The organism is Allomuricauda sp. R78024 (assembly GCF_044596045.1).
Taxonomy (GTDB): Bacteria; Bacteroidota; Bacteroidia; order Flavobacteriales; family Flavobacteriaceae; genus Flagellimonas.
This window is the reverse complement of sequence record NZ_CP138995.1, coordinates 2,331,694-2,357,287: the sequence shown is the minus strand read 5'-3', so window position 1 is coordinate 2,357,287 and position 25,594 is coordinate 2,331,694. Positions and strand designations below refer to the sequence as shown.

Here is a 25,594-nt window from a genome sequence, read left to right as displayed (position 1 = left end):
ATTTTTAAGGTTTTCCTTCAATCCAAAAAAAAAGATTCGCTTTAACTTTGATTTAGAACAACTATGCAATCCGTTGAGTATGCCATTCCAGAAAAAAGTCAATCCGAATTTCCCTCTTGATGGCCTAAAAGCTTTTGTCACCGCTGATGGGCTGGACGATTTTATTAAAGTCTTGGAAAAAGATTTTTATGCAGAGGTAAAAGTACAATGCCACTACCATACTAGTAATGGGAAGACCGATTTAATTCTGAACTTATATTGTAATTTTGGGCTTACAGAAAGTCTTCATCATTTTAACAAAGGAAATTGGGGAGGTTTTTCGTGCGATGTAGAAGGTGAAAAACGTATACCTTCATTTGATGCAGCTTTTCAAAAGCTGAGTGATGATAACAACAATTCAATTGACATCGCTGAACTTTCTTTACACTTTAGGGATACTTCTATTGTCGTTTCTAGAATCAGTGAGTATAGTATCCCCGAACAATTGGCCGCAATAATATTCAAAACAAGTGCGCATTTTGTGTATCTCACCAAGGGATTAACAGAAATGCCATATGAGATTTTCGTTCCCGTTTTTGAAGATCACACGCGAAGTGTTTTAGCTTTGGAAAAAAGCAAAAAAGGTTATTTTGAGTATTGGGGCCTATATTTTGACGACGATTTACAACATGACGTAATCGTGTACAATCTCAAAACAAAACAACTTCGTAAAGAAGATTTTTTCCTATTGGATTAAACTATTTTTAAACCTTAGGCTTAACCTAAGTACATCCCGCAGTTTCTAAGCGTTAAATAAAGGTCTTGACTTCATTAAGTCATTGACCTTTTTTCTTATTTGCTCAAGATGTTCCTCATTCCCTGGATTCGTTATAACCTCATCTATAAAGCCTACTATGGTTTCCATATCCGCTTCTTTTAGGCCTCGAGTAGTAATTGCAGGGGTTCCAAATCTAATTCCAGAAGTGATAAAAGGAGATTGATCATCAAAAGGCACCATATTTTTGTTGGCTGTAATAGCAGCCCCCTCTAAAGCTTTCTCGGCGTCTTTTCCTGTTATGTTCTTGTTTCTAAGGTCAATCAACATCATATGATTATCTGTTCCATCAGAGATAACCTTATAATCTCTTTTCACGAATGCTTTTGCCATAGCATCTGCATTTTTCTTTACCTGTAACATATAATGTAAGAAGTCATCAGAAAGTGCTTCACCAAAGGCAATTGCCTTGGCAGCTATAATATGCTCCAATGGGCCACCTTGATTTCCTGGAAAAACAGCCAAATCCAATAACCCAGACATTTTACGCAGATTTCCGTTTTTAAGACGAATGCCAAAAGGGTTTTCAAAATTCTCTCCCATTAAGATTAAACCTCCTCTAGGGCCTCTTAAAGTTTTATGTGTAGTTGTAGTAACAATATGACAATGAGGAATAGGGTCGTTCATAATACCTTTGGCAATCAATCCTGCCGGGTGCGAGATATCTGCAAGCAATATGGCATTTACACTATCTGCAATTTCTCTAAATCGCTTAAAGTCCATATCTCGAGAATATGCTGATGCTCCTGCTATAATCAATTTAGGTTGCTCTTTAGTCGCAATCTCTTGAATCTTATCGTAATTTAAAGTTCCCGTCTCTTTATCTACCCCATAAAAAACAGGATTGTATAATCTACCAGAGAAATTTACCGGGGAGCCATGGGTTAAATGACCTCCATGTGACAAATCAAAACCTAGAATGGTATCCCCAGGCTTTAAACAAGCATGGTATACCGCCGCATTTGCTTGAGAACCAGAATGTGGTTGAACGTTGGCATATACTGCGCCAAAAAGTTCTTTGGCACGGTCAATAGCCAATTGCTCTACCTCATCAACTACCTCACAACCACCGTAATAACGTTTCCCAGGATAGCCTTCAGCGTATTTATTTGTTAAAACTGAGCCTGCGGCCTCCATAACTTGGGGACTGGTAAAATTCTCAGAAGCTATAAGTTCTATACCTTCTATCTGACGTTCTTCCTCCTGGGCTATCAGTTCAAAAATCTCGTGGTCTCTTTGCATTTGTTTTCAAATTAAGAAGTGCTAAAATTACGAATAGAATAGCTAATTAAATCGAAAAAAAATGTTGTAAAAATTGATTTTATCAAACAACAATTAACAATAATGAAGGAATTCTAAAACTGCTCTAAAAATATTTTTTTTATGTCTTTTATCGATATTATACTACCGTTTGTCCTTTTTCGTTAATAGAATGTAGGTTTTTGGCACGGCTGTTGAAAACCATATGAAAACCGATAAAATCAAAAGCCATGAAAAAACTATTACTCATTAGTATATTGACTTTACTTGCAGCCTGTGGCGGAGTAAAGAAAACCCAAGAAGCTTTAAATAGTGGCAACTATGTTTCCGCTATGAACAAGGCCATTAAAAACTTGGCAGAAAACAAGACAAAAAAAGGCAACCAAGCTTATATTCTAATGCTTGAAGATGCTTTTGAAAAGAATGCTCAACGTGAGGAAGAGGAAATCGTCTTTTTACAACGAGATGGAAATCCAGCCAATCTGGAAGCTATTTACAATAAATATTTGAAGTTAAAAAGCCTTCAACAGCGCATTAGACCGCTTCTACCATTGTTTGTAAAAGATGAGGGAAGAAATGCTTCTTTTGGATTTGCCAATTATGACTCAAATATTCTTGCAACCAAAAATGAGTTATCAAACTATTTGTACAATAATGCATCAGGCTTGTTGACATCCGCTCGTGAAAAGGTAGATTACAGGTCTGCATATAACGAATTGAAGTATCTGCAAGATATTAATCCTGGATATAAGGAGACCGTTGCCAAGATGGATCAGGCCTATACTAAAGGATTGGACTATGTGAAAGTAGAAATCGGAAATGAAACAGAACAAATCATTCCAGAGCGTCTGGAAGATGAGTTGTTGGATTTCAATGCCTTTGGAATTAACGATTTTTGGACTGAGTACCATGCAAACCCATTGTCTAACGTTAAATACGATTATGCATTGAATGTAAACTTTAGGGAAATAAACATTTCACCAGAACGTGTAAACGAAAAGCAAATCGTAAAAGAAAGACAGATTAAGGACGGTTATGAGTTCCTATTAGATGAGCAAGGGAATGCTGTAAAAGATAGTTTGGGCGACCAGATTAAAGTAGACAAGTTTAGAACAGTACGTTGTAACTTTTATCAGTTTACACAGTTTAAAGCAGCTCAAATTGGAGCAAAAGTAAGTCTTACGGATTTATCTAATGGACAGGAAATTAACTCTTACCCCCTATCTAGTGAGTTTGTTTTTGAACATATATATGCAAATTACAAAGGAGATAAAAGAGCTTTAGATATAGATTTGATTCCTTTGTTGGATATTAGGTCAGTGCCATTTCCCAGCAATGAACAAATGGTATATGACGCTGGTGAAGATCTAAAGGCAAGGTTGAAATCAATCCTTACCCAAAATCAGTTTATTGCCAGGAATCATTATAACGATTAATTCTAGGTTGAAGCGAGCGGAGTTGGGCAACACCGGATAAATTCATTCCATAAAGTTCTCGACTGCGCTCGAACCAACCATACCCTTTCCTTAAACATGTTGGGCCAAATCAGTATCGGCAATGGCTCCATGTGAAGTATGGTATGTTACTTCTCCATTTTTAATAATCAAAAGTTGTGGAGATTGATGCATGACCTGAAACTTGTATTGCACCTCATTTGAGACATCTCTATGGGCATGTAGGTCTAAAAAGTAAATATCATGCTCTTCTCCAAGAGAATAAGATCCTGTGAACATGTTCAGTACCATTCGACTAATACCGCAAGTAGTTGAATGCTTAAAAATAAGTTGCGTTTGTGTTTTGGATTTTTCAGCAATTTCATCTAATTGCCCAACCGACACCAAAGGAATCCAAGGAATTTGTTTTTCCTCTCTTACCGAATCATCTTTCTTTCCAAATACACTATCAAATATTCCCATGTCACAAATTTAATAGTTATGTCGATTAAGAACAAAAAGCTTACAAAACTGACGAAATGTCCTTTGTTTTCAGGCTTTTAGCGACATTTTGACTGTATCTCCTCAATGGTAAGGTTGTTGAATTGTTAGAAATAAAAACAATTGAAAATGAATTTCAACAATTATACTATAAAATCACAAGAAGCCATACAGCAAGCACAGCAGCTTGCCCAAGAGCTTGGACATCAACAGATAGAAAACGAACATCTATTTAAGGCTATCTCCGAAGTAGACGAAAATGTATTGCCATTTATTCTAAAAAAACTAAATGTCAATACAGCACTTCTCAACCAAATCCTTGAAAAGGAATTAGAAAGTTTCTCTAAGGTATCTGGAGGAGAAATAATGCTTTCAAGAGAAGCAGGAAAAGCCTTGAATGAAGCGAGTATTATTGCAAAAAAGCAAGATGATGAATTTGTGTCGATAGAACATCTACTGCTTGCTATTTTCAAATCCAAGAGTAAAATATCGCAAATTCTAAAAGACCAAAGGGTAACGGAAAAAGACTTGAACGCAGCTATTCAAGAATTGCGAAAAGGTGGAAAAGTGACCTCGCAAAGTGCTGAAGACACTTACAATTCGCTGGATAAATACGCAAAGAACCTAAATCAACTTGCAGACAGTGGCAAGCTTGATCCGGTAATTGGAAGGGATGAGGAAATTAGAAGGGTTTTACAGATTCTATCAAGAAGAACAAAGAACAACCCTATGCTAGTTGGTGAACCAGGAGTTGGTAAAACCGCAATTGCCGAAGGATTGGCCCACAGAATAGTGCAAGGGGACATTCCTGAAAACCTAAAGAACAAGACCATTTATTCTTTGGATATGGGAGCGCTCATTGCTGGGGCAAAATACAAGGGTGAATTTGAAGAGCGTTTAAAATCTGTAATCAAAGAAGTTACTTCTTCAGATGGAGATATAGTACTCTTTATAGATGAGATACACACCCTTGTAGGTGCCGGTGGCGGTCAAGGAGCCATGGATGCCGCCAATATTCTAAAGCCAGCATTAGCGCGAGGTGAACTTAGAGCTATTGGTGCAACCACTTTGGATGAATATCAAAAGTACTTTGAGAAAGACAAAGCGCTGGAGCGTAGGTTCCAAAAAGTGGTGATAGATGAACCTGATACAGAGAGTGCCATTTCTATACTAAGAGGTATTAAGGAAAAATATGAAGCGCATCATAAAGTGCGTATCAAAGATGAAGCGGTAATTTCTGCCGTAGAACTTTCACAACGTTACATCACAAATCGTTTTCTACCAGATAAGGCAATTGACCTTATGGACGAAGCTGCCTCTAAACTAAGGATGGAAATCAATTCCAAGCCAGAAGAGTTAGATGTGCTGGACAGAAAAATTATGCAGTTGGAAATTGAGATTGAAGCCATAAAGCGCGAGAATGACAAAGCCAAGCTGCAAAGTTTAAACCTAGAACTTGCCAATATCAAGGAAGAGCGAAACGAAGTTTTTGCTAAATGGGAAAGCGAAAAGACGGTTGTGGACAACATACAGAAAACCAAACAGGATATTGAAAACTTTAAACTGGAAGCGGAACGTGCTGAGCGTAATGGAGACTATGGCAAAGTAGCAGAGCTACGCTATGGGAAAATAAAAGAATCCCAAGAAAAACTGGAACAATTGCAAGATGAATTGGCCAATCAGCAAAGTGCTGGAACACTCATTAAAGAAGAGGTGACCAATGAGGATATAGCAGAGGTAGTAGCCAAATGGACTGGTATTCCAGTGACTAAAATGTTGCAAAGCGAACGTGAAAAGCTTTTACAATTAGAAGATGTTTTGCATAAACGCGTTGTGGGTCAAGAAGAAGCAATAGTTGCCGTATCTGATGCCATTAGAAGAAGTAGAGCAGGTTTACAAGATGTAAAAAAGCCCATTGGTTCTTTCCTATTTTTAGGAAACACTGGAGTTGGGAAAACCGAGTTGGCAAAAACGCTAGCAGCCTATTTGTTTGATGATGAGAATGCAATAACGCGTATAGATATGAGTGAATATCAAGAGCGCCATTCTATAAGCAGATTGGTGGGTGCACCTCCTGGATATGTTGGCTATGATGAAGGTGGTCAACTGACAGAAGCCGTAAGAAGGAAACCTTATTCTGTAGTGCTCTTAGATGAAATTGAAAAAGCGCATCCAGACACGTTCAACATTCTTCTGCAGGTTTTAGATGAAGGTAGATTGACAGATAATAAAGGCCGTGTTGCTGACTTTAAGAACTCCATTATTATCATGACAAGTAATATGGGTAGTCAAATAATCCAAGAAAAGTTTGAAGATGTGGTTGATGTGGAAAGTGCAGCTAGTGCCGCACGCGTTGAGGTCATGGGGTTATTGCGAAAAACAATTCGTCCTGAGTTTTTAAACAGGATAGATGATATCATTATGTTTACTCCGCTGGATAAATCCAATATTAGAGAGATTGTTGGATTACAATTAGAACAATTGAAAAAAATGGTTTCCAAGCAACATATTACCTTGGATGCCACAGAAGAGGCCATTGATTACCTGGCAGAAAAAGGATATGATCCCCAATTTGGGGCAAGACCTGTAAAAAGACTGATCCAAAAAGAGGTCTTGAACAATTTGTCCAAAGAATTGCTTTCAGGTAAGATAAAAGCTGAAAGTATTGTCCTTCTTGATTCATTTGACGAGCAACTTGTCTTTAGAAATCAAAATGAATTGGTGAAATAATCTAATTTTCAACTTATTAATGCCCTTATTTTGTTAAAAGTGAGGGCATTTGCTTTTTTAAAATACCATACAGTATATGTTTTTTATATATTAGCAACAGCCACGTATCAGCCAGAACCACTATGACCAAAAAAGCAGAACGTACCACAGCATATATTATAGAGACTGTTGCACCTATTTTTAATAAATTTGGATATGTGGGTACCAGTATGAGCGACCTTACTGAAGCAACCGGACTTACCAAAGGTGCCATTTATGGCAATTTTGAAAACAAGGAAGCACTGGCATTATCCGCTTTTGAATATAACCGCAACCATCTTTTGTCTGTTGTTGATGAAAAATTGAACGTAGAAGGTAATTCACTGGACAAGCTTTTTTCTCTAATACGTTTCTATAGACAATATGATGTTTTTACACTACCCTTTGGCGGATGTCCAATTCTCAATGTTGGGGTAGATGCACAAAACAACAACAATCAACTCTCAGCAGCTGTTAAGGAGACCATTAAAGAAATAGAAGGCAAAATAGCACTGGTTTTAGAAAATGGTATAAAACAAGGAGAAATCTATTTACCCGTTCCACCGCTACAATTTGCCAAACAATTGTTTACCATGCTTCAAGGAGCAATAGCCATGTCAACCATGACAAGGGATAGAAAATATCTTGTAAACACCATTGCCTATTTAGAACAGCTGGTGCAAAAGGAAATAAAAAAATAGCCTGCATTATCATTTCCCTCTAACCCTGAAAATCCAAATTTTATCGGGGTATTTTCCAAAAAATTTACTGTCTCTAGCATTACGGGCTTCGTTCATGCTATTGTAGCGCTCCAAATACACATAGTTGTATTTATTTTGACTTCTGTAGAACGATTTTGGGTCTAATCCTTTTTTCCTAAGGGTCAACATGAAGTTTTCATAATACTTCTTTGTACCAAAAACATTGGCAATAAGATAAAATCCTGGTTCTAAACCTTCTGCGTTTGCTACTTCCTCATATTTTTCGTTTGGCCTCACTTGAACATTTTGTGCTTCTTGAAGTTCAGCAATACTATCCCGTCTTTTTTGTTCTTCTTGCAATTTTAAGACTGCTAATTGGACTTTAGCAATGGAATCTTTTTCAAATTGTTGCTTAGTTAAAAGTTCCTGCTCTTTTTTGGTATCCGCTGTTTGTTCTTTTTTTAGTCTTTCCTGTTCGATGGCTGTTTTTTCCTCAAGTTCCTTACGCCTTTGCTTCTCATCTTCGGCCTTAATCCGTTCCAAAGCCAATGCATCATCTTTTTCTACATCAAAACCAATAACTTTTTTACGACTATCTGTTTTCCCAAAATGATACGAAGCAATCAACTCAAAAGTAGGGTCTTCATCACTTAAAGAGGTATCCGTGCCAAATTCCAATAATCCACCAATAGAAAACTGTTTTGCAAAGGTTGCCCCTAACCCTCCAGAAACTCCATAGAAACTATTGTAACCTCCCTGTACCCAGAATTTAGAGGTTGAAAACAGCCCATTGATTCCAAATTGGGTGTCTTCATTTGGTATTGCTCTCACATAAACTATTGGTCTTATAAAACTGTTGCCCTCACCTGAAAATATTGTCACAGGGAAATCATTACTTAAAGTTCCCGTTAATATTCTTAAATCCTCACTTCCCCCACTCTCAGAAAAATTAAAATCCAATGCATTTTCCACGGCCAAACCTAGGTTGAATTGGTTTACTTGTAATATCACTCCTGGAGAAAAAAGAATAATAAATTCGTTGGTGTTCTCTAATTGTGGTAAATCAATATCAGGATCTGGAACAAAACGATCATCTGCTAATTTTTGTTGAAACCCAAAAAGGTTAGCTCCAACTGTCAGTTTAATATTATCGTCAAACAAAAAAGTGTACGCATAATTAATATTTGCTCCAATATCTACAAATGTTCCTGTATTATGTTGCAAAAAGCCAATTCCCAATGCTGACCTTTGATTAAGTTGATGGGTATAGTTGGCAAATATGCTGGTTGGGTCTCCATCTACTGTTTGCCACTGCCAACGTGTCCAAATAGAAAAAGAATTTGGGTTGTTCCAATCTGTTGCATAAGATGCATTGAATAGGTTTGCATTGAATTGGGTAAGGTTATGTTGCCTAATATCTGGAGGAAGCGTCCTCTCCTGCGACCAACTAAATATGGTCATTAAAAACAATAGAAAACAAACCAAGGACTTAAGCATACAAGAAAATGAAAATTAAATGTTACATTTAAATATCATAAATATAACGCAAGAGGGACCTTTAGAATAGTAATCATGAGAACAACCAAACTTATAATTGCAATTACAATTTTTATTGTTGGAAGTATTAGCTGCAATGACTCCAATAAAGATATGGAAAATACCAAAGAAGCAGTGGTTTCCACTTTCTATTTTATAAGACATGCAGAAAAGGATAGAACTGATCCTGAAAACAACGACCCTGAGCTAAATCAAGATGGTTTAGGTAGGGCCATACATTGGGCCGAAGTTTTTGACCCTATTGGTTTGGATGTGATATACTCTACCAATTATGAGCGCACCTCAATGACTGCTGCACCAACCTCTGTAAAGAAAGATATTGATGTTCAATACTATGACCCAAAATCTGTGGATGTTGAGGCCTTTAAAGCTTCAAACGAAGGACTTAATGTGTTGGTCGTTGGTCATAGTCATTCCACTCCAACCTTTGTAAACAATATGTTGGGAATTGAAAAGTATGATTATATGGATGACCGTGACAACAGCAGCCTTTTCATTGTTAGAATCATTGATGGAGTGGCAACTGATATTCGTCTGAAAATGGACTAATTTTTAGTAACCTCTATTTCTGAAAGTTCTATCTTAGAGAGTAACTCTAATTCTCCTTTTTCAAATAAATTTCCTGTTTCAAAAACAGAAGTCTCTTTTGTTTTAGCCTTATAATTATTGTAATCCACAAAACGAATACCATTAACATAGCGTTCATTATAAGCTTCACGAAAACGTTGCCCTCCACCATTTACATGAAAATCATACGCTAAATAGTCAGGTTTAAATGTTTCCGTATTATACCAGTATACATACACATCATCAAAATCCTCACCTCCGTTATTTTGATCAAAGGTGACTTTGATCTTGTAGTAATTTTTTCCCTTTATCGTTTCTTCCCCTAAAAGCTCTTTACTTACCGCTTTGTCATTTAAACCAAAAGGAAGTCTAGCAAAATAATGTACAGAGTTAACAGAATTGGCATATCTATTTGCGATGGAATCAGATATATTTACGATTGTGTCGTTCATGTAACGCTTAAAAGCAGTGTTGGTTTTAACATCTGTTATGGTCACAGAATCCAAAAAAGAAATTCGCTTTAATACCTTCCTTCCTCCTATACTTTCAGAAATGTATTTTCTATCCCTAAACAAAAACGATGTTCCATGATTATCGTAAAGACTACCACCACTGTCTTCTATGGATTTATCCACAATTTCTTGAGCGGTAAAATTCGTTTTGGGCTTCTCTTTACAAGCAACAGATAAAAACAATAAGGCTATAACAAAAAATCTTTTCATTAGTTCGGTTTTATTGATAATCGTAAAATCTATTGTAACATTACAATTTTCTTGGATAAGAGTTTCTATTTTTGTCAACAATGCAGAAAAATATCAACATAAAAAACAAACGGGCCAGGTTCGATTATGAAATTCTGGACACTTATACCGCTGGCATTGTTTTAGGTGGCACTGAAATAAAATCTATCCGTTTAGGCAAGGCTTCAGTATCTCAAAGTTTTTGTGAATTTAATGACAGAGGGGAACTTTTTGTTATAAACATGCAGGTTGACGAATATAGCCATGGTGGCCATTACAACCATATGCCAAAAGCGGAGCGGAAGTTGTTGCTTAATAAAAAAGAGCTGAAAAAATTACACAAAGAAGTTTCCACATCAGGACTCACTATAATTCCACTTAATCTTTTTATCAACGATAGAGGCTTGGCCAAAATAAATATTGGTCTGGCTAAGGGTAAAAAATTGTACGACAAGCGTGAAACCATGAAAGATCGAGACAACAAACGTGATTTATCAAGAATAAAGAAAAGCTTTAATTCATAGAAGTTTTAACACAAAAACATATAACATTCAAGATGTCTACTTTTTGGATTATAGCGTCATTCCGCTAAAGTATATTCGGCAGATACCAACTCAATAAAATTTATTGTACCTAAATCAAGTGAACTCTCTTCATCATAACTAATCGTGCACTCAGAGCTCGCTTCAATTTCGGTGCATGGAGAGTTAGTGGAAGACACTTGAGTCGTGATAAGCCCATCAGCATTTGTAGTTATTGCATGAAAACCTCTTACATTTATATTGTTTGGATTGACAAACTTTATTTCGTAACGTAATCTGTTAGAATTGTTACCGGTATCCGCTATAAACTCGAAAAAAATTATTTCCACTGAAACATTTTTTAAAACACTGTCTTCATCTTTGGACATATCATCATCGCCACATCCAACATTAATTAAATAAACTAAAGTCAATAAAAAAGATTTTCTCAGTACTAAGTTCATATTCGGAGCTTAAAAAAATTATAACAACAGAAATAAAGTTAGTTTTTGTTCTCTAGCAATGGCACAAATCGAAAAGAACCCAATTCCTGTTTTTCAAATTCTTTTTCAGATTTTCTTGTAAAAAGTGTCATAATTTGCTCTTCAATCCCAACAGGAATAACCAAACGCCCTCCTACTTTCAACTGGGACATTAACGGTTTTGGGACTTCCGGAGCACCTGCCGTCACAATAATCCCATCAAAAGGAGCTTCCTCTGGCAACCCCTTGTACCCATCTCCAAAAATCACTTTTTTTGGTCTATAATTCATTTTGCTGAAAAACAGTTTAGTTTTCTTAAAAAGTTCCTGCTGTCTTTCTATGGTGTATACTTTGGCTCTCAAGTGGAGTAGAACTGCGGTTTGATACCCACTGCCCGTACCAATTTCCAAAATAGAGTCATTAGATTTTATATTAAGTAATTCGGTTTGAAAAGCCACGGTATATGGCTGCGAAATGGTTTGTTCCGCCCCAATGGGAAATGCTTTGTCTTGATAAGCATGGTCTTCAAAACTACTATCTAAAAACAAGTGTCGTGGTATTGTCTTTATCGCATCTAAAACTTTTGAATCCTGTATTCCTTTAGCTGACAATACTTCTGCCAACTTGTTCCGCATACCCCTATGCTTTAAAGTATCTTTCATGTTTTTGGTCTGGTACACGAATTTATAAAGTTCTCTACGAATTTTATAGTTAGTTGACTTCTTATTTTTATGGAAGAGTGATACCATATCCTTATTTTTGACAAAAACAGTACGTATGCTAAAAGTTGGTGTCCTTGGTGCGGGACATTTGGGTAAAATTCACCTCAGGCTCTTAAACGAATCCAGCAACTATGAACTTGTAGGATTTTATGATCCAGATGAAATCAATGCAAAAAAAGTAGCTGATGAATTTGGGTATTCATATTTTGAAAATATCAATACTCTTTTTGATGCAGTAGATGTAGTTGATATCGTCACTCCCACTCTTTCTCATTTTGATTGTGCTAAAAAGGCCATTGAAAAAGGGAAGCATATTTTTATTGAAAAACCCATTACCAATACTTTTAAAGAGGCTGAAGAATTGTTGAAATTAGCCAGTAAGCATAATATAAAGGGGCAAGTTGGACATGTGGAACGATTTAACCCCGCGTTTTTGGCTGTAAAGGACAATATTGAAACTCCCATGTTCATTGAAACCCATAGGTTGGCAGAGTTTAACCCTAGAGGAACAGACGTCCCCGTTGTCTTGGATTTAATGATTCATGATATAGACGTTATTTTGAGTGTAGTGAAATCTCCAGTAAAACAAATAAATGCCAGTGGGGTTTCCGTAATAAGCAAATCACCGGATATTGCCAACGCCAGAATAGAATTTGAGAACGGCTGTGTAGCCAATCTTACCTCAAGCAGGATTTCACTTAAAAACATGCGCAAGTCTCGATTCTTCCAGCAGGATGCCTATATCTCCGTAGATTTTTTGGAAAAGAAAGTAGAAGTCGTGAAAATGAAAGACGCTCCTGAGAAACCTGGAGATTTTGACATGGTTTTGCAGAATGCGGAAGGTGAGAAAAAGCAAATCTATTTTGAAAACCCAGATATTGAATCCAATAATGCCATTTTAGATGAGCTGGAGACCTTTGCAGATGCAATCAACAACAACACAGACCCAGTAGTAACTTTAGCACAAGGAACACAGGCCTTACGTGTAGCCCTTCAAATTATAGAATCGTTTAAAGAATAATTCAATGAAGACTATTGCAGTAATTGGTGCAGGTACCATGGGTAATGGAATTGCTCATGTTTTTGCGCAAAATGGATTTCAAGTGCATCTTATTGATATTGCACAAGCCTCTTTAGAAAAAGGTTTAGCAACAATTACCAAGAATTTGGACCGTATGCTCGCCAAAGCTTCTATAGGAGAAAAGGATAAAGAAAGTACGCTTAACAACATTTCAACATTTACTAATGTAAAAGAAGGTGTTATAAATACGGATTTAGTGATTGAGGCCGCTACGGAGAACCTAAACATTAAACTGAAGATTTTTAAGGATTTGGATGAGGTTTGCGATGAAAAAACCATTTTGGCCACAAATACTTCTTCAATATCCATAACACAAATTGCAGCGGCTACAAATAGACCTGAGAAGGTGATTGGAATGCATTTTATGAATCCAGTACCAATAATGAAATTGGTAGAAATTATACGGGGTTATAGTACTTCTGATGAAGTGACAAAGACTATTATGGAATTGTCTGCCAACTTGGGCAAGACTCCAACCGAAGTGAATGATTATCCTGGTTTTGTGGCCAATAGGATTCTTATGCCAATGATTAATGAAGCCATTGAAACCCTGTATAATGGTGTGGCCGGAGTCAGTGAAATTGATACTGTCATGAAATTGGGTATGGCACACCCAATGGGACCATTGCAATTGGCAGACTTTATTGGTTTAGATGTTTGTCTTTCTATTTTGAATGTAATGTATGATGGTTTCAAAAATCCTAAATATGCGCCTTGTCCGCTTTTGGTGAACATGGTGACGGCTGGTAAATTGGGCATAAAGTCCGGTGAAGGATTTTATGATTACTCTGAATCTAGAAAGGCCGAAAAAGTTTCAACACAATTTAATTAATTAAAAATGGCCCGTGTAAAGCCATTTAAGGCTATTCGCCCAACAAAGGATAAGGCTTCTTTTGTAGCTTCCCGCTCTTATGAAGAATATTCCAAGGAGGAATTGAAATCACAACTAAAGTTTAATCCTTTTTCTTTTCTGCACATCATAAACCCCGGATTTAAGTTCCATAAAAGTGTTGCAGGTAAGGAACGATTTAAACTCGTTCATAACAGATATTTAGAGTTTTTAGAAGAGAATATCTTCCAAAAAGACAAAGAAGCTTCTTTTTACCTCTACCAGATAACAAAAGGAAACTTTAAAACTTTGGGACTTTTTTGTGCCTGTAGTGTATTGGACTATCAGAACGATATTATTAAAAAACACGAAGACACCATCCAACATAGAGAAAAACTCTTCGCAAACTATTTAAATACTGTAGGGTTCAATGCAGAACCTGTGCTAATGACCTATGCTAAAAACGAGTCAATAAGCACGCTCTTAAAAAACGAAACCGAGCAAGAACCGCAATACAATTTTACCACAACAGACAAAATAAGCCACAAGCTTTGGAAAATAGTGGATAAAGAAACCATTGAAGAACTCCAAACCGAGTTTGCTAAAATAAATGCTCTTTATATTGCAGACGGCCATCACAGAAGCGCTTCGTCCAATCTATTGGCAGAAAAAATGAAGGCTGACAATACCTCCCATACGGGTGAAGAAGCCTATAACTTTTTTATGGCTTACCTTATTCCAGAATCAGAAATCAGAATCTATGAATTTAATAGAATGGTCAAAGACTTAAATGGCTATTCTAAAAATGAGTTTTTGATTAAGCTAGATACTTATTTCAGGATTGAAAAGAAAGATGATGGATTGTACAAACCTACTCAGAAACATCATTTTAGCATGTATTTGGATGGTGAGTTTTACTCGCTCTACTTAAGAAAAAAAGTGTATGATTTCACTGATGCTTTGAGTGAATTAGATACTCAGATTCTGTACAAGACCATTTTAGAACCCATCTTAGGGATTCATGACCTTCGGAATGACAAACGTATCTCCTATGGCTACGGAAAGCACAATGTCATTAAAATGAAAGATAGTATTGACAGGGGAGAATTTGCAGTGGGATTCAGTCTTGTGCCCATTAATATGACTGAAATTAAGGCCATTGCAGACGCAGGACTGGTGATGCCGCCAAAAAGCACCTATATAGAACCTAAACTGAGAAGCGGCTTGTCCATTTATGAATTTTGAACGGAATTGAATACTAAAATCGAATGTCAATAAAAAATAATCTTATCGCTATAAAGGAAAAACTTTCTAAGGAAGTAACTCTTGTCGCGGTTTCTAAAACCAAACCCAATGAAGCCATTTTAGAAGCTTATGAAGCTGGACAACGGGTTTTTGGGGAAAACAAAATCCAAGAAATGACCCAGAAATGGGAGACCCTGCCCAAAGACATTCAATGGCACATGATTGGCCATGTACAGCGAAATAAAGTAAAGTATATGGCAGAATTTGTTTCATTGGTTCACGGAGTGGATAGTTTTAGATTGCTTCTGGAAATCAATAAACAAGCTAAAAAACATGATCGTGTAATTCCTTGTTTACTACAAATGCACATCGCTGAAGAGGAAACTAAATTTGGATTGGACACATTAGAACTGGATGCCATGCTCAATTCTGAAGAATTTGCTGCGCTGGAAAATATTAGAATAGAAGGTTTAATGGGTATGGCTACGTTTACTCAAGATCAAGAACAGGTTAGAAAAGAATTCGCCTCTTTAAAATCTATCTTTGATAACCTAAAGCAAAAACTACCTGATATCACTGTACTTTCAATGGGTATGAGTGGTGATTATGGCATTGCCATTGAAGAGGGAAGTACTATGGTGCGAATTGGAAGTAGTATCTTTGGAGCCCGTAACTATTCATAATTCATATTTTTTCAGCATTTTTCATGTACGTCATACTCGATATCGAAAGCACCGGAGGAAAATACAATGAGGAAGGTATCATGGAGATTGCAATCCACAAGTTTGATGGCCATAAAGTAGTGGACAAATTTATTGGTTTAATAAATCCAGAACGGGAAATACAACCATTCGTGGTTAAACTTACAGGGATAAACAACAAGATGTTACGTTCCGCACCAAAGTTTCATGAAGTAGCAAAACGTATTATAGAAATTACCGATGGTGCCGTTATTGTTGCGCATAACGCCCAATTTGATTACAGAATACTTCGGACAGAATTTAGAAGGTTGGGCTACGATTTTCAACGGAAGACATTATGCACTGTTGACCTCTCAAAAAAATTGCTTCCAGATGCAGAATCCCATAGTCTTGGCAAACTAGTACGTTCTTTGGGAATTCCCATGAGTGATCGCCACAGGGCAAATGGCGATGCAATAGCGACTCTAAAACTATTCAAGCTTCTGCTGGATAAAGATTCAGAAAAAACGATTATCAAAGAAGTGATTCGAGAAGAATCCCAAGGAGAACTCTCACCAACACAGCTAGATATCATCTCGGATTTACCATCGAAAACAGGTGTGTATTATATGCATGATAAGGATGGGGAAATCATCTTTCTTGGAAAAACAAAAGATATTAAACGACGGGTAAACCAACATTTCACAAACGTTGGACAGTTGGCGAGAAAGCTACAGAAAGAGACCAAAAAGGTAAGTTACGAGCTTACCGGTGGTGAACTGGTTGCTATTTTAAAAGAATATCAAGAACTAAAACAAACAAAACCCAAACACAATACAATCACAAAGAAGAAACTCTTTTCTCACGTAATTAATTTTTCCAAAAATGGAACTCCCCATATTACTTTGGATATTGTGCAAAACAAATTTCAGAAGGAGCAAAAGATTGGTTTTAATGGTGTTCCATCAGCGAAAAGTTTTCTAAACAAAATAAGTGCTGAGTTTGAACTATGCCCAACATCCTTAGGGCTTGATGTAATTTGTGAACATGCTAAAAATGGATGTATGGAAGGGTGTACAGATATTGAGAATACTTTCGAATACAACCAAAAAATAGAGGCAGCATTTTATAAGTATAGCGTTGTTGACAAGAGCGTAGCACTATTGGACCAAGGTAGGGAAATTGGAGAGCGCAGTCTTATCTTAATTAAAAATGGGGCTCTAAAAGGTTTCGGATATGTAGAGCTTAATCACCAAATAAATAATATTCATATCTTAGAATCCATTATAACCCCAATTTCAAGCGACGAAAACACCTCTTTTATTATTGAATCTTATTTGAGAAAAAATAACAAACTCAAGGTTTTAGAATTAACTCCCGCCCTTTGAAAGAGCATAAAATACATTCTGGTTGGAAAAACACACTTCATGAAATCATTTATGAAGCTGACACGCCGTTAGGAAAGTTTTTTGACATTGTCCTCTTTGTCCTAATCGTGCTTAGTGTAATTCTTGTGATGCTAGAGAGCATAAAGGAAGTAGACATACATTACCACAAGATTCTATTGACTTTGGAGTGGGTAGTCACCATTTTTTTTACCTTGGAATACATTGCAAGACTCATCAGCATTAAAAAACCATGGAAATATGTGTTTAGCCTCTATGGTATTATTGATTTTGTATCCACTATCCCGCTTTATCTCTCCTATATTTTTGCTGGTTCGCAAGTACTTTTAGCAGTTAGAGCTTTCCGTCTTCTACGGATTTTTAGAATACTTAAGCTTGTAAAGTTTATGGGGGAAGCATCTCAACTAAAATCAGCCTTAAAAGCCAGTAGAGCCAAGATCGCTGTGTTTATCTATGTTGTTTTGATTCTTTCCGTTATCATGGGGACCATCATGTACCTTATTGAAAGTGATGAGGCTGGTTTTACCAGTATTCCCAGAAGTATCTATTGGACCATAGTAACATTGACCACCGTAGGCTACGGGGATATTGCCCCGCAAACCAATTTAGGACAGTTTTTAGCCACTATCATCATGGTTTTGGGTTATGGAATCATTGCTGTACCAACGGGGATTGTAACCGTGGAATTCTCAAGGCACAAGAGGGGTGAAAAAGGAGACAGTTTAGTCCATACCAATACACAGGCTTGTCCAAGTTGCACAGCAGAAGGTCATCGGGATGATGCTCTAAACTGCTATAACTGTGGAGATGTGCTATGAGTTCTAAAACTTTGATCTCAGTGGTGGGGCCTACCGCAATTGGAAAGACCAGATTAGCAATTACCCTTGCAGAACACTTTAAAACCGAAATCATCTCTGCGGATTCTCGCCAGTTTTTCAAAGAAATGAGTATTGGTACCGCTGTGCCATCAAAAGAAGAGATGCAAGCTATCCCTCACCATTTTGTTCAACAAAAAAGCATTTTTGAACCCTATTCAGTCGGTGATTTTGAAAAAGAAGCCATTGCCCAAATAGAAAAACTCTTTCAAGACAAGGATTATGTTGTTATGGTTGGAGGAAGTGGCCTTTATGTTGATGCCGTAGTAAATGGATTAGATGAATTTCCTGAAATAGACCCAAAACTGCGCAACTCACTAAATCAAAGACTTGAAAAAGAAGGTTTACAGTCTTTACAAGAAGAACTGCTGGTCCAAGATCCAAAATATTATCATTTGGTGGATATACATAATCCCCATAGAATAGTTCGAGCCTTGGAAGTTTGCATCACTGCAAATAAACCTTATTCTTCATTTTTAAATCAAAAAAAAGAAAAGAGAAACTTCAATTCTTTCTATGTTGGCATCCAAGCAGATAGGGAGATAATCTACGACCGCATCAATAAGCGTGTGGACTTAATGATGGAAACTGGGCTATTGGACGAAGCAAAAAAACTGTATTCCCACAAGGATCTCAATGCTTTGCAAACCGTGGGTTACAAAGAACTTTTTGAATATCTTGATGGGCACTTCACTCTTGACTTTGCTATTTCAGAAATAAAAAAGAACACAAGGCGGTTTGCAAAAAGACAACTCACTTGGCTAAGAAAAAACAAAGATATTTTTTGGCTGGATTACAACGCCGAACCTAAGATTATACTTGAAAAAATAACCGAAGAACTTAAAACACATCCTAATGCCTAGTTTTCAAAAGGTATATATAATAATGGGCGTATCTGGAACTGGAAAGTCCACCATTGGCAAACTATTATCCAACACATTGGAGATTCCTTTTTTTGATGGAGATGATTTTCACCCAAAAGAGAACATAGAAAAAATGGAGGCGGGGAACCCACTAAATGATGATGATAGAAAGGGATGGCTTATAAAACTCAATGCGTTGGCACAAGAGCATAAATCTACAGGTGCTATAATTGCCTGCTCTGCACTAAAAGAAAGTTACAGGGATATACTTTTGGAAGGAATGGAAAATCATCTTGGGTTTATTCATTTAGAAGGCACCTTTGAACTTATTAAATCTAGGCTAGAAAGTAGAAAAGGGCATTTTATGCCCCTAGCACTTCTTCAATCTCAATTTAATACACTTGAAGCACCTACAAAAGCTATAACTATTTCAATTTCTAATAATCCGGAAGATATGGTCGTAGAAATCTTGGGCCAGTTAAAACGGAGATCATAAAGCCTTTTTCAGCCTCACTTTTCATAAACATCTGTATACCAATTACAATTTCCAATAAATATGAAAATTGTACGTAACAAATTCGAGATTTTGGCGTCAAACGCTTGACTAATTAATTTAAAAAATCGAAAAATGAAAAAAGGCTATTTTTTGGCAGCGTCCATCATTGCATTTTCCAGTTGCGTGGAAAAATCAAAACCAACCGCTGAAGTAGAGAAAATACCAGGTATTGTTTTGGAAAACATGGATACCTCTGTTAATCCAAAAGAAGACTTCTACAACTTTGTAAATGGTAATTGGATGAAAAACACGGAGATTCCAGATGACCGTCCTATATGGGGCGGGTTTTACGTATTACGGAAATCTACGGATTTAGATGTCTTGGAAATTATCTCCGAGGCAAAAGAAAAATCAACATATGCAGAAGATACTGATCAAGCTAAAGCATTGGCTATTTTCAATACAAAACTGGATACTGTGTCAAGAGATCAAGCGGGCATTACTCCCTTGCAACCTGCGCTTGATGCCATTGCAAATGTTGAAAATCTATTAGATCTTCAAACTATATTTACTACTAATCTTTCCGTTTCATCACCGCTGATCGGTGTTGGGGTACAAGCAGATTTAAGCAACAGTTCCATGAATGCCGTTTATATGGGTACTGGTAATTTAGGGCTTCCGGATAGCGATTATTATTTGGATGAAGATGAGAAGTCCATAGAAATCCGTGATGAATACAAAAAACATATAACCAAGATGCTCCAAATGTTAGGAGACAGTGAGGCCGACGCGGCAGTTTCAGCAGACAAAATACTGGAATTGGAAACTAAGCTTGCGGAACCAAGGTTAGACAAGGTTCAAAGAAGGGATGCTCGTAACTATAACAACCCAAGGACTATTGCTGAAGTAGATGCCATGTTGAGCAGTATCGACATCAATAAAATGCTAAAGGACTTTGGAGCTACAAAGGCCTTTGATACTATTATCGTTGCACAACTCGAGTACACAAAAGCACTTGATGGTTTTCTAAAGAATACACCAATTAGTGATTTGAAAACTCTTGTTCGTTGGAGCACTTTTAATAATTCAGCAAGAAGGCTCACCACTGAAATTGAACGTGCAAGTTGGGAGTTTTACAGTAAATACCTAAGAGGTGCCGAAAAACAGCGTGCAGCCGATGAACGCGCCTTAGGGGTTGTAAATAATTCTGTTGGTGATGCATTGGGACAATTGTATGTAGATGCCAAATTTCCTCCCGAAGCAAAGGTCAAAGCTGAAAAAATGATTATAAACATTATTGAAGCATACAAATCCAGAATTCAAAAATTGGACTGGATGAGTGATTCAACTAAGCTAAAAGCCATTGAAAAATTAGATAAGTTTACCATTAAGATAGCCTATCCAGACGATTGGGTAGATTATTCCACAATGACAATATCAGCTAACAAAACTTATTTCGATAATATGACGGCTGTGAATAAATGGCAGCGCGAAGACAACTTTTCAGATATTGGAGAACCCGTTGATAAAAGTGAATGGGGAATGTCTCCTCAAACAGTGAATGCATACTTTAGTTCAGTGAACAATGAGATTGTTTTTCCAGCGGCCATTTTACAACCTCCTTTCTATAATTATACTGCAGACGAAGCTGTGAACTATGGTGGAATTGGTGCTATTATTGGTCATGAGATTTCCCACGCCTTTGACGACTCTGGGTCTCGTTTTGATGCGGATGGAAACCTGAAAAATTGGTGGGCAGAAGAAGACTTAGCGGCTTTTACAGAAAGAGCAGATGCACTAGCTGCCCAATATGACAAAGTAGAAGTTTTACCAGGGGTTGCCGTGAACGGAAAATTTACTTTAGGCGAAAATATAGGGGATTTAGGTGGTGTTCTTGGCGCATACGATGGTCTGCAAAGGTATTTTGCTGAAAATGGACGACCTGAAAACCTGGATGGTTTCACTCCGGAACAGCGTTTCTTTATGTCTTGGGCAACGGTGTGGAGAACTAAAGCAAGAGATGAGGCGTTACAAACTCAAATTAAAACCGACCCACACTCTCCAGGTCAAGTGAGGGCTATACAACCCCTACTCAATATTCAAGAGTTCTATGATGCTTTTGACATTAAAGAAGGTGATAAAATGTTTTTGCCAGTAGAAGAGAGAGTTCATATCTGGTAAATCTTTCGTGAAATTTACTACAAAGGGTATCCATGTTGGGTACCCTTTTTTTTGTGATAACTATTGTTATATAGCGTACGTTATCCCTTTTTTTTGTTTCAAAGTGCATTTGACAAATTACTTATATTTGACTTCAATACGTTTTACCATAACATACCATAATCCAACAATTTTATGATTACTACCAACTTGTTACTAGCCGTTGTTGCTGGTATAGCAGCACTATTATTTTTGATTTTAAAACTACGCATCAATGCTTTTATAGCACTTCTTATAGGTAGTATAACCGTTGGACTTATTGCTGGTTTAGATGCAAATGAAATCATTAAAACTGTTCAAGATGGAATGGGCAACACCCTAGGCTTTGTGGCCACAGTAGTAGGGCTGGGTGCTATGTTCGGCGGTATTTTAGAAGCTTCTGGAGGGGCAAAAACCATTGCGGATTTTATGGTATCCAAATTTGGGTTAAAAAAGGCGCCATCCGCTATGGTCATTTCTGGGTTTTTAATCGCAATACCCGTTTTCTTTGATGTAGCATTTATCATTCTTGTTCCCATGATCTATGCTTTACAGCGCAAAACGGGAAAATCACTTTTGTTGTACGCAATACCTTTGCTGGCAGGGTTGGCCATAACGCATGCTTTTATTCCCCCTACTCCAGGTCCTATTGCCGTTGCCGACATTATTGGAGCTGATTTGGGATGGGTTATTTTGGTCGGTTTTTTGGCCGGTATCCCAACTGCGTTGATTGCCGGGCTGTTATTTGGTCGTTATATATCAAAAAAGATATTTGTGGAAGCTCCAAAACTAGTTAATAGTGTTGATCCTCCTATATTACCTCCAATTGGGCAAACTTTACTAATCATTGCTTTCCCCATTATTCTTATCCTCTTCAATACTATCGCATCAACAGGTGCATTGGGGATAACCAATAAAACTGTTTTGAATGGAATAGCTTTAGTGGGCCATCCCTTTTCAGCTTTAATTATTGCAAACATTTTAGCGTGGTATTTTTTTGGAATCAGAAAAGGATTTACCAAACAACAACTTTTTGATATCACCAGTAAATCCTTGGCTCCGGCAGGTACCATTATCTTGCTTACCGGTGCAGGGGGTGTTTTTAAGCAAGTATTGACAAATACCGGTGCTGGTGAATTATTGGCAACTTCCTTGAGTAATGCTGGTTTTCCTGTTTTGGCCTTTGCTTTTATAAGCGCTGCAATTGTTAGAATTGTTCAAGGCTCTTCTACGGTAGCTATGATAACAGCTGCTGGATTAGTCTCCCCTTTACTTATAAATGCAGCGTTAAGCCCTATAGAGCTTGCATGCATGGTAATTGCCATTGCTTCTGGAGCCAGTATCTTTTCTCATGTAAACGATAGCGGCTTTTGGCTGGTAGGCCAATATTTAGGTATTACAGAAAAGCAAACCTTTAAATCTTGGACCATGATGACCACGATTCTTGCCTTTGTAGGAATCTTTACCGTATCTATCCTTTACTTTTTTGTATAAAAAAACCACCTAAAAAAGGTGGTTTCATATTTATATTCAAAAGAGATAGCTCTTATTGATTTTCTGCTTTGACAACCAATCTAAACCCTTCACCATGAATGTTTAGGATTTCCACAACGTCATCACGCTTTAAGTACTTTCTTAATTTGGCAATATATACATCCATACTTCTAGACGTAAAATAGTTATCGTCTCTCCATATTTTGGTCAAAGCCAATTCTCTGGGCATTAAATCATTTTCATGCAATGCAAGTAACCTTAGCAATTCATTCTCTTTAGGAGAAAGTTTTACAGGTTCTTCATCCATATATTTTAAGAACCTAAGTTTTGAATTTAAATGGAAGTTACCTACTTCAAATTCAAATTGCTTACTGTCTGCCAATGTGCTAGATGCCTTTCTTTGAAGTATTGCTTTAAGCTTCATCAATAACACTTCAGAATCAAAAGGCTTGTTTAAATAATCATCAGCTCCTGCTTTGTACCCTTTAAGAACATCTTCCTTCATGGTTTTTGCAGTTAGGAAAATGATAGGGACATTCTCGTTTTTTTCTCTTATTTCCCTAGCAAGGGTAAACCCATCTTTATAAGGCATCATTACATCCAAAATACAGACATCGTAATTATCCTTTTTGAATTTTTCAAAACCTTCCATTCCATTTTTAGCCAGAACAACATCAAAATCGTTCATAGATAAATAATCCTTTAATACAATCCCAAAATTGGGATCATCCTCCACCAATAGTATTTTCTTTTTCTCTATCTCCATAGTTTTCTAAATTAAAGGCAGTTTTATAAAGAAAGTACTTCCTTTTCCCTTTTCACTTTCTGCATAAACTTCACCTTGATGATCTTCTATAATTCGTTTTACGTAAGCCAACCCTAATCCATGGCCTTTTACATTATGTATGTCTCCGGTATGTTCCCGGTAAAATTTTTCAAAAACTCTTTTAAGCACCGCCTTGCTCATTCCAGCACCATGGTCCTTTACTTTAATAATTATACTGTTTTTAACCACTTCGGTAAAAACATCAATTTTTGGGGGTTCTGTTGAATACTTTACAGCATTGTCAAGAATATTTACCATAACATTGGTAAAGTGTACATCATTAGCTAGAACTTCTGACCTCTCAGCATCTAAATTCGATTTTACATATCCTCCCCTATCTTCTACAATTAATTCTATATGAGCTATAGCATCCACTATTATGTCATGGACATCAACCCTATCCTTACGGATATCTAATTGGTTTTTTTCCAATTTGGATATTCTAAGCACATTTTCAACCTGCGCATGCATACGTTTGTTCTCGTCCCTTATCATACCCAAATACCGCAATACTTTTTCCTGATCGTCTATCGTTTTCGGATTTCGGATAGCTTCCACCGCAAGATTTATTGTTGCAATTGGAGTCTTAAACTCATGGGTCATATTGTTTATGAAATCTGTTTTTATCTCAGATATCTGCTTCTGTTTTATCAATTGATAGATTGCACTGGAATAGGCAATCATAATCACCAATGTAAAAATCAAGGATAACAACGCCATGCTCATTATAGACTGAAAAAGAAACTTCTTCATCGTCGGAAAGGTCAGCAATAGCGAAAAGCTAGTGTTTCCTTCACTATCCTTAAAAATTGGAGCCTTGTACATCTTAGATTCAGAAAACTTGAATTTCTTGGATTTCACCTTGGTCGGATAACCTTGGCTGTACACTCCATATTCGTAATCTATATCTATGTTTCTATTACCTAATTCCTGAGTTAACAATAATTCTAATTCTTGTTTGGATACCCTTTTATGTATTGGCCTACTTTTGGCATATTCCATAAAAACATCTTCCCAAGCTGCCTTATCAATTTTAGATAGTCCTCCTATCTTTTCGGCCTTTTGAATAGGCGTTAGACTGTAGCTTTTGCCATCCAGCCCATATTCTTCTTTAAAGACGGCCTTGGTGCGCTTGCTTGTAAAGTTTTTAATCGTAGTGGTATCCTCCCCACCTAAATTATCAAAGAACGTTGATGTTATATTGTAATCTTCCTCTAGAATTCCATGTGAATAAAAGAGAATCTCATCTGAATTTAAATCTCTATCAACAAACAAAAAATTTCTGAACTGAGTGGTTTTAGGTTGTCCAATGCTGTCTACCAATGAAGCCAAACGATCTGAATAATCCTTCATCTCCCTCTTCTCCACCCTGCTGGCAACTTTATCCAGTATGTCTGTAACCGTTCTTGAGAATTGCTCCTCCTTGTCGTTCACTGATGTTCTTATCCAATACACTTGAACAAAAATTATCCCCGTAAGGGATAAACTCATAAGAATGACGAGAAGAACGAATAGCTTCTTGTTCATCGGGGTAAAATTAGAAATTTAACATTT

General features: G+C 36.9%; 24 protein-coding genes. 16 read left to right on the top strand and 8 right to left on the bottom strand.

The genetic code is table 11. The features are described from left to right. Positions 1-79 precede the first annotated feature (79 nt). Entirely contained in the window at positions 80-736 is a 657-nt protein-coding gene (locus SJY44_RS10570; protein ID WP_298925726.1) for a hypothetical protein, read from the top strand. A gap of 45 nt (positions 737-781) precedes the next feature. On the opposite strand, the gene glyA is transcribed toward SJY44_RS10570, so the two are convergent. Further along, positions 782-2,056, bottom strand: a complete 1,275-nt coding sequence (gene glyA, locus SJY44_RS10565) for a serine hydroxymethyltransferase (RefSeq protein ID WP_298925724.1) — start codon at positions 2,054-2,056, stop codon at positions 782-784. Between the two features lie 248 nt (positions 2,057-2,304). On the opposite strand from glyA, the gene SJY44_RS10560 reads away from it, so the two are divergent. Further along, the gene (locus SJY44_RS10560) at positions 2,305-3,510 is read left to right on the top strand and encodes a hypothetical protein (RefSeq protein WP_298925721.1); all 1,206 of its coding nucleotides are present in this window, start codon (positions 2,305-2,307) and stop codon (positions 3,508-3,510) included. 90 nt (positions 3,511-3,600) lie between these two features. Here SJY44_RS10560 and ytxJ read toward each other — a convergent pair whose 3' ends face one another. Beyond that, positions 3,601-3,990 carry a bacillithiol system redox-active protein YtxJ gene (gene ytxJ, locus SJY44_RS10555; protein ID WP_298925718.1) on the bottom strand — a complete coding sequence of 130 codons (390 nt, stop codon included), beginning with the start codon at positions 3,988-3,990 and terminating at the stop codon, positions 3,601-3,603. A gap of 147 nt (positions 3,991-4,137) precedes the next feature. Here ytxJ and clpB point away from each other — a divergent pair, with 147 nt between their 5' ends. Beyond that, a complete protein-coding gene (gene clpB / locus SJY44_RS10550) occupies positions 4,138-6,738 on the top strand; it encodes an ATP-dependent chaperone ClpB (protein WP_396589681.1) in 2,601 nt (866 codons plus the stop codon). Positions 6,739-6,860: 122 nt separating this feature from the next. Further along, positions 6,861-7,457, top strand: coding sequence for a TetR/AcrR family transcriptional regulator (locus SJY44_RS10545; RefSeq protein WP_396589680.1), 597 nt, complete (start codon positions 6,861-6,863; stop codon positions 7,455-7,457). A gap of 9 nt (positions 7,458-7,466) precedes the next feature. On the opposite strand, the gene SJY44_RS10540 is transcribed toward SJY44_RS10545, so the two are convergent. Then, a complete protein-coding gene (locus SJY44_RS10540; protein WP_396589679.1) occupies positions 7,467-8,954 on the bottom strand; it encodes a PorP/SprF family type IX secretion system membrane protein in 1,488 nt (495 codons plus the stop codon). 75 nt (positions 8,955-9,029) lie between these two features. Between SJY44_RS10540 and SJY44_RS10535 the strand changes: the two genes are divergently transcribed. Next, on the top strand, positions 9,030-9,563 hold the full coding sequence (locus SJY44_RS10535) for a phosphoglycerate mutase family protein (protein ID WP_298925706.1): 534 nt from the start codon (positions 9,030-9,032) through the stop codon (positions 9,561-9,563). On the opposite strand, the gene SJY44_RS10530 is transcribed toward SJY44_RS10535, so the two are convergent. Then, complete coding sequence (locus tag SJY44_RS10530; RefSeq protein ID WP_396589678.1) at positions 9,560-10,303, bottom strand: DUF6503 family protein; 744 nt, start codon at positions 10,301-10,303, stop codon at positions 9,560-9,562. The two genes, SJY44_RS10535 and SJY44_RS10530, sit on opposite strands and share 4 nt — an antisense overlap. Positions 10,304-10,383: 80 nt before the next feature. On the opposite strand from SJY44_RS10530, the gene smpB reads away from it, so the two are divergent. After that, on the top strand, positions 10,384-10,845 hold the full coding sequence (smpB, locus tag SJY44_RS10525) for an SsrA-binding protein SmpB (protein ID WP_298925700.1): 462 nt from the start codon (positions 10,384-10,386) through the stop codon (positions 10,843-10,845). 56 nt (positions 10,846-10,901) lie between these two features. On the opposite strand, the gene SJY44_RS10520 is transcribed toward smpB, so the two are convergent. Then, positions 10,902-11,306 carry a hypothetical protein gene (locus SJY44_RS10520; protein WP_298925697.1) on the bottom strand — a complete coding sequence of 135 codons (405 nt, stop codon included), beginning with the start codon at positions 11,304-11,306 and terminating at the stop codon, positions 10,902-10,904. 38 nt (positions 11,307-11,344) lie between these two features. After that, positions 11,345-11,986 carry a protein-L-isoaspartate(D-aspartate) O-methyltransferase gene (locus tag SJY44_RS10515; RefSeq protein ID WP_396589677.1) on the bottom strand — a complete coding sequence of 214 codons (642 nt, stop codon included), beginning with the start codon at positions 11,984-11,986 and terminating at the stop codon, positions 11,345-11,347. 115 nt (positions 11,987-12,101) lie between these two features. Here SJY44_RS10515 and SJY44_RS10510 point away from each other — a divergent pair, with 115 nt between their 5' ends. The 10 genes from SJY44_RS10510 to SJY44_RS10465 all read left to right on the top strand — a co-directional run bounded on the left by SJY44_RS10510 (position 12,102) and on the right by SJY44_RS10465 (position 23,214). Beyond that, entirely contained in the window at positions 12,102-13,067 is a 966-nt protein-coding gene (locus tag SJY44_RS10510) for a Gfo/Idh/MocA family protein (RefSeq protein ID WP_396589676.1), read from the top strand. Between the two features lie 4 nt (positions 13,068-13,071). Beyond that, positions 13,072-13,959 carry a 3-hydroxyacyl-CoA dehydrogenase family protein gene (locus tag SJY44_RS10505; protein ID WP_396589675.1) on the top strand — a complete coding sequence of 296 codons (888 nt, stop codon included), beginning with the start codon at positions 13,072-13,074 and terminating at the stop codon, positions 13,957-13,959. A gap of 6 nt (positions 13,960-13,965) precedes the next feature. Further along, positions 13,966-15,201: a DUF1015 domain-containing protein gene (locus SJY44_RS10500; protein WP_298925688.1), complete on the top strand. Its 1,236-nt coding sequence runs from the start codon at positions 13,966-13,968 to the stop codon at positions 15,199-15,201. Between the two features lie 23 nt (positions 15,202-15,224). Then, positions 15,225-15,884 (top strand): YggS family pyridoxal phosphate-dependent enzyme, encoded by a 660-nt coding sequence (locus SJY44_RS10495; RefSeq protein ID WP_396589674.1) that lies wholly within the window; start codon positions 15,225-15,227, stop codon positions 15,882-15,884. Between the two features lie 23 nt (positions 15,885-15,907). Further along, complete coding sequence (locus SJY44_RS10490; protein WP_396589673.1) at positions 15,908-17,269, top strand: exonuclease domain-containing protein; 1,362 nt, start codon at positions 15,908-15,910, stop codon at positions 17,267-17,269. Further along, positions 17,266-18,105 carry an ion transporter gene (locus SJY44_RS10485; RefSeq protein ID WP_298925679.1) on the top strand — a complete coding sequence of 280 codons (840 nt, stop codon included), beginning with the start codon at positions 17,266-17,268 and terminating at the stop codon, positions 18,103-18,105. Before SJY44_RS10490 ends, SJY44_RS10485 begins: the two co-directional genes overlap by 4 nt. Next, a complete protein-coding gene (miaA, locus tag SJY44_RS10480; RefSeq protein ID WP_396589672.1) occupies positions 18,102-19,025 on the top strand; it encodes a tRNA (adenosine(37)-N6)-dimethylallyltransferase MiaA in 924 nt (307 codons plus the stop codon). Before SJY44_RS10485 ends, miaA begins: the two co-directional genes overlap by 4 nt. After that, positions 19,018-19,521: a gluconokinase gene (locus SJY44_RS10475; RefSeq protein ID WP_396589671.1), complete on the top strand. Its 504-nt coding sequence runs from the start codon at positions 19,018-19,020 to the stop codon at positions 19,519-19,521. The genes miaA and SJY44_RS10475 overlap by 8 nt, the downstream gene beginning before the upstream one ends. A gap of 132 nt (positions 19,522-19,653) precedes the next feature. Further along, positions 19,654-21,702, top strand: coding sequence for a M13 family metallopeptidase (locus SJY44_RS10470; RefSeq protein WP_396589670.1), 2,049 nt, complete (start codon positions 19,654-19,656; stop codon positions 21,700-21,702). A 174-nt stretch (positions 21,703-21,876) separates the two neighbouring features. Beyond that, positions 21,877-23,214, top strand: coding sequence for a GntP family permease (locus SJY44_RS10465; RefSeq protein WP_396589669.1), 1,338 nt, complete (start codon positions 21,877-21,879; stop codon positions 23,212-23,214). Positions 23,215-23,266: 52 nt separating this feature from the next. Here the strand turns inward: SJY44_RS10465 and SJY44_RS10460 are convergent, their stop codons facing one another. Further along, on the bottom strand, positions 23,267-23,980 hold the full coding sequence (locus SJY44_RS10460) for a response regulator transcription factor (protein ID WP_298925668.1): 714 nt from the start codon (positions 23,978-23,980) through the stop codon (positions 23,267-23,269). Positions 23,981-23,986: 6 nt separating this feature from the next. Then, the gene (locus tag SJY44_RS10455) at positions 23,987-25,567 is read right to left on the bottom strand and encodes a HAMP domain-containing sensor histidine kinase (RefSeq protein WP_298925665.1); all 1,581 of its coding nucleotides are present in this window, start codon (positions 25,565-25,567) and stop codon (positions 23,987-23,989) included. Between the last annotated feature and the right edge of the window lie 27 nt (positions 25,568-25,594).